The organism is Streptomyces sp. STAM6, from assembly GCF_054963715.1.
Genome location: NZ_JBUEFZ010000075.1, coordinates 1 through 4,447 on the forward strand (window position 1 = coordinate 1; position 4,447 = coordinate 4,447).

General features: G+C 74.0%; 3 protein-coding genes. 2 read left to right on the forward strand and 1 reads right to left on the reverse strand.

From position 1 onward, the window contains the following. A partial coding sequence (locus ACY34K_RS33640; RefSeq protein ID WP_462754031.1) for an MFS transporter occupies nt 1-1,323 on the forward strand: 1,323 nt, incomplete at its 5' end. A 239-nt stretch (nt 1,324-1,562) separates the two neighbouring features. Then, nucleotides 1,563-1,997 carry a hypothetical protein gene (locus ACY34K_RS33645; RefSeq protein WP_462754033.1) on the forward strand — a complete coding sequence of 145 codons (435 nt, stop codon included), beginning with the start codon at nt 1,563-1,565 and terminating at the stop codon, nt 1,995-1,997. Nucleotides 1,998-2,120: 123 nt separating this feature from the next. Here ACY34K_RS33645 and ACY34K_RS33650 read toward each other — a convergent pair whose 3' ends face one another. Continuing rightward, entirely contained in the window at nt 2,121-3,887 is a 1,767-nt protein-coding gene (locus tag ACY34K_RS33650) for a serine/threonine-protein kinase (RefSeq protein WP_462754035.1), read from the reverse strand. Nucleotides 3,888-4,447 lie beyond the last annotated feature (560 nt).

Below are 4,447 nucleotides of genomic sequence, written 5' to 3' on the forward strand. Positions count from 1 at the left end.
CTGGCGACCGTGGCCCTGGGACTGCTGGCCCACGACATCGCGGGGGCGGACGCCGGTTCGGTACTCGGCACCGCGCTGGCGATCAAGATGGTGGCGTATGTGCTGATCGCCCCCGCGGTCGGCGCGGTGGCGGACCGGCTGCCCCGGCGGGCCCTGCTCGTGGTCGCCGATCTGATCCGGGCGGGCGCCGCTCTGGCGCTGCCCTTCGTCGACCGGGTGTGGCAGGTGTACCTCCTGATACTCGTTCTCCAGGCCGCGTCCGCCGCCTTCATGCCCGCCTTCCAGGCCGCGATCCCCGAAGTGCTGACCGACGAGCGCGAGTACACGCGGGCGCTGTCCCTGTCCCGGCTCGCCTACGACTTGGAGAGTCTGTTCAGCCCCGCGCTCGCCGCCGCGCTGCTGACGGTGATGACGTACAACTGGCTCTTCACCGGCACTGTGGTCGGTTTCCTGGGCTCCGCCGCGCTGGTCGTCTCCGCCGCGCTGCCGAAGCCGCCCGCCAGGTCACCGGAGCCCACCGCCGCGCCGACGAAGTCGACCACCGCGCCGCCGGGGCCGGCCGGTGACCGCGGGAGCCGGCCGCGTGCCGGGGCCACGGCCGGTGTCCGGCTCTTCTTCGCCGTTCCGCGGCTGCGGGCCCTTCTCGCACTGGACCTGGTGGTGGCCGCGGCCGGCGCGCTCGTCCTCGTCAACACCGTTGTGTACGTGCGCGATCACCTCGGCCGGTCGGCCGGGGACGTCGCCGTGGCGCTCGGCGCCTACGGCGCCGGGTCCATGGCCGTCGCGCTCGTGCTGCCCAGAGTGCTGGACCGGGTCGCGGACCGAGCGGTCATGCTGCGCGGCGCTCTGCTCGTCGTGGCGTTCTTCGCCGGTCTCAGCGTGCTCACGGCGGCTTCCGCCGGGGACTGGCGATGGCCGGCCCTGCTGTCGGCCTGGGCCGTCTGCGGGGCGGCGTCCTCAATGATCCTCACCCCAGCGGGCAGGCTGCTCCGCCGCTCCTGCGGACCGGGGGGATGCACCGAGTTGTTCGCCGCGCGGTTCTCCCTGTCGCACGCCTGCTGGCTTCTCGCGTATCCCCTGGCGGGCCTGCTCGGTGCCGCGGCCGGCCTGCAGTCGGCAGTCGTGGCGCTCGGAACACTCGCGTGCGCGGCAGGACTTCTGGCACTGCGCATGTGGCCCACGGAGGACCCGGGACCGGTCACCCATCTGCACACGGGACTGGCGGCCGGACATCCGCACGTGGCGGACGCCGTCCCGGTGCCGGGCGGCTGGCGGCACAGCCACGACCTCGTGGGCGACGGGCTTCACGCGCCCGCGCGTTGACGCATCCGGGCGTGCCCGGGCGGCACGGGGGGTACGCGCTGCTTGACTGACGCGGCGACAAGGGGGTGATCATGGTTCGGGCGCGCCGAAGCCGTCCGGCCGCAGCCGGGGCGGCCGTCGTACTCACCGCAGCACTGCTGATCACGGGGTGCGGCGCCGACGCCCCGAAGCAGTCGCCGAGTCCGACGCCGCCGGGCTCCCCCCTTCCCGGCCGTCCCGGCACGCACTCCCCCGGGGTCTTGCCGTCCCCGTCGCCCTCGGCGACCGCGCCGGAGGATCCCGCCTCGGCCCAGCAGGAGATCCGTGCGGCGTGGGCGCGCTTCCTGACCCCCGATTCGACGCTCCAGGACCGGGTGAACGTGGTGGAGGACGGCAACCAGTACCGGCTCATGATCGAGGCGCTGGCGACTGACCGGAAGGCCCGCCTCCTGCGGACTCGTGTCGACTCGGTGGTCTTCGCGTCCGGCCTCCGGGCCACGGTCCGCTACACGCTCTTCGCCGGCGGCCGGATCGTCGGCCCGGCCGGACCGGGCGCCGCGGTGTACCAGGACGGGAGGTGGAAGATGTCGTTCGCGACGGTGTGCTCCCTCACCTCCTACGGCAAGGACGTGCCACCGGCGGGCACATGCCCGGCCAAGCCGGGCGGCCCCGTGCCGAGCGCCATCGGGCGGTGAGGGGCGAGCGGGTCCCGCGGTGCCGGACCCGGCGCCACCGCCTGGATGCGCGGCCGGGCACGCCCGAACGGCGTCCGGCCCGTCGGGTACCCATCGACGGGCCGGGGATTGGCGCCGTGGAGGTCAGGAAGACGGGTGCTTCGCCACGACCTTTCCGTCGCTGTCCGTCGCCAGGTAGCCGACCGCGCTGTACTCGTTGATGAGGTAGAACATCAGCGTCGGCCGGTCGGAGTTGAAGGTCCAGCGCTTGACGACGACATAGCGCATGGTCGGGTTGTCGACCTGTAGTTCACTCTCGCCGCGCTTCATCAGCGCGGGCAAATCGTCCCAGGCCATGGTGGCGACGTCGAAGGGCTGATCGTCCGCCTCACTGGCGCTGATGGTGCCGCCGGGGCCGGTCCGCCGGGCGACGCCGTTGCGGAACTCGTACTCGTCGTAGGTCTTCGCACCGGGCTTGGTCGGGATTTCGGCCAGGGCATAGTCCTCGTAGACCGTCAGTTCCTTCATCCGCGTGCTGCCGCTGACCTTGCGGAGCGACTCGATGACGGTGCGGACGTTCGCCGTGGTGAGCAGGGATCCCTGGGGCTCGGTGGTGCCGGGGTCCGTACCGGTGCCCGCGGTGGTGCCCGTCCCGGTCCCGTTGCCGGGCCCCGTGCCGGCCGACGTGCCGGGGGTGCGGTCGCCGGTCCCGGGGGTGGCGCCGCCGCTCGCCGCGGAGTCGGACTCCTTGGCCCGGGAACCCGAGCCGCCGTCGGGGAACAGGTTCACGGCGCCGACGGCGATCACGGCCACCGTCAGCACGACGGAGGCGGCGAGCGTCACGGCGCGGCGGCGTGGCCGGGTGACGGCGGGCGGCGCGGGCGGGCCGAACACACCGGGCCCCGAACCGACGGGGGACGCGAGCCCCGAACCGACGTGGGACGGCACGGTCGGCGGCGTCCAGGACGGCGACACGCCCGGGGGCGGGGTCGGGGCGTACGCGGGGTGGGGGTGTGGCGGGCCGAACGGGCCGGGGGCCGCTCCGGCCGGTGCTCCGGGGGCCGACTGCCGTGCCGCGGCGTCGGCCAGGAGCTGCTCCAGGCGTGCCCCGTCCGGGCGCTGAGCGGGATCGCGCACCAGGAGCTGGGTGAGCACGGGGGCCAGCGCACCCGACCTCACCGGCGGCGGGATCGGGTCGTCGAGCACGGCGACGACGGTCGCGAGGCTGGTGGCCCGGCGCAGCGGGTGGTGGCCCTCGGCCGCCACGTACAGCAGCATGCCGAGCGACCACAGGTCCGAGGCCGGATTGCCCTCTTCGCCCCGTACGCGCTCGGGGGCGATGAACTCGGGCGAGCCGATCAGATCTCCCGTGGAGGTGAGGCGTGACGTCGCCTCGCTGAGTACGGCGATGCCGAAGTCCGTCAGGACGGCGCTGCCGTCGGGGCGCAGCAGGACGTTGGCGGGCTTGACGTCGCGGTGCTGGATGCCGGCGGAGTGGGCGGCGCGCAGGGCGGACAGGACTTCTCGTCCGAGTGTGAGGACCTCGGGCACGGGCATAGGGCCCTCGGTGAGGCGGTCGTAGACCGAGCGGCCCTCGACCAGCTCCATGACGATCCAGGGGTGCGAGCCGTCCTGGGGTTCGACGATGTGGTGGATCGTCACGACGTGGGGGTTCGACAGGCGCGCCAGCGCCCTGGCTTCCCGGACGGCCCGTTCGCGCAGCTGCGCGGTGAGTCCGGGGTTCGCCTCCTCGACCGCGGGGTCGGGGGGACGGACCTCCTTGAGGGCGACATCGCGGTCGAGGGCGATGTCACGTGCTCGCCAGACCGTGCCCATGCCGCCGCTGCCCAGCCGGGAGATCAATCGGAAACGCCCGTCGACCAGGGGTCTTCGGTCCTCACTCGTGCTCATGGACGGTCATGGTATGCGGCACGGCCGACAGGCTGATGCGTGGGCGGCCCACACGGGGCGGGGAGCACCCGGGGCCGACGCCGGCCCGGCCGACCGCCCCCGCGGTCCCATGGGTGCTCGGTGCGGGCGGTGGGGCACGCGAAGCCCGCCCCGCACGCCGGGCGGACGGGCCTCATGGCCGCGTACGAGAAGGGCGGCGCCCCCGCCTGCCGACCTGGCCGGGCGGCTGGCGGGGCTGCTGTTCGGCACGGCGGCTCCGCGGCTGCGCTGCCTCGTCGCGGAACTCGGTGACGGTCGGCGCACCGGGTACGCGTCATGCACGCCCGGAGTGTCCACCTGGGACGGCGTGGAGTACCTCCCCATGGACTGCCTGTTCCTGCGGGACGGGCACCGGGGCCCGGGTGTGGGACCGATGCTGATGGACGCCGTCCTCGCGGAAGCCCGCGCGCTCGGGGTCGCGAGGTGCGGTGGCGGACGCCGCGGTGGAACGAGGACGCGATCCGGTTCTACGACAGGCTGGGCGCTCGCGCGAAGGAGAAGCTGCGCTACTCGCCGGCCGT

Coding starts and splice junctions, on each gene's coding strand:
- ACY34K_RS33650 (WP_462754035.1), bottom strand. CDS start 3,887: ATGAGCACGAGTGAGGACCGAAGACCCCTGGTCGACGGGCGTTTCCGA.